This is a genomic window from Pseudomonas gregormendelii (genome assembly GCF_017114825.1).
GTDB classification, from domain to species: domain Bacteria; phylum Pseudomonadota; class Gammaproteobacteria; order Pseudomonadales; family Pseudomonadaceae; genus Aquipseudomonas; species Aquipseudomonas gregormendelii.
In genome coordinates, this window is the sequence record NZ_JADEVO010000103.1 from 1 (window position 1) to 864 (window position 864).

2 protein-coding genes are annotated in these 864 nt (G+C 54.6%); both read right to left on the reverse strand.

From position 1 onward, the window contains the following. A partial coding sequence (locus IMW75_RS26745) for an IS66 family transposase (protein WP_205894310.1) occupies positions 1-404 on the reverse strand: 404 nt, incomplete at its 3' end. Between the two features lie 16 nt (positions 405-420). After that, positions 421-780: an IS66 family insertion sequence element accessory protein TnpB gene (tnpB, locus tag IMW75_RS26750; protein WP_237142355.1), complete on the reverse strand. Its 360-nt coding sequence runs from the start codon at positions 778-780 to the stop codon at positions 421-423. Between the last annotated feature and the right edge of the window lie 84 nt (positions 781-864).

Here is an 864-nt window from a genome sequence, read left to right on the forward strand (position 1 = left end):
CTAGTTTCTTCGCTGACGACATGCTTGCGGCAACCACAGGCACACGTCAGTTCGTGCTCGGGAAGTTCGTGGATGACTTCGATGCGCGGCAGATCAGCAGACAGGGGCTTGCGCTTGCCACGACGTGAAGTCGGAGCAACAACTTCTTCGTCAGCGCCGCCGGTTGAAGGCATCGGCTCGCTTTCGGGCTCATTGAACAACGCCAGTTGAGGGGTATTGGGTTCCACGGTCTGCTCGGATTTGCGACCGAACAAACGGTCGCGCAGCAGCTTGATCTGTTCTTTCAGATCGACGATATGAGTCTGGTATGCCTCAGCCGTTACCTGCTGACGACTGAGTGCCTCAAGCAACATTTGCTTGAGCAGAACAGGGTCGTCAGGGAGGTCTTCGGGCTTCAAATTCATGCCCGGATTATACCCGTCAGGCGACGAATCTTGGCGTTAAAACCTTGTGTGGACGATTGCGCCAGAGATCAAATCCATCCAGTAGCCAGTTCAGTTCTTGGACGGTCAGCACGATAGCCTCGTCCACCTCTTCGGGTGAAGTCTTGAAACGCTCGGACTCCAGGCGCTTGAGCCAAAGGCAGAAGCCGTTACGCTCCCAGTACAACACTTTGATCCGGTTACGGTGGCGATTCAGAAAAACAAAGAGCACGGGGTCAAACACCGCGACCTTGATATCCAGTTCGACCAGCGCAGCTAGGCCATCAATGGACTTTCGAAAGTCTACCGGCTTTGGGTAGAGGTACACTTTTTCAACGCTGGCATTGGGACGCATCATGGTGATGGGCTCCTGAAGAAAATCGGGAGCACAGCATCAGCCGTCAGCTATCCGCTTGGAATGTGGGGTTCACGGAGCGGATAC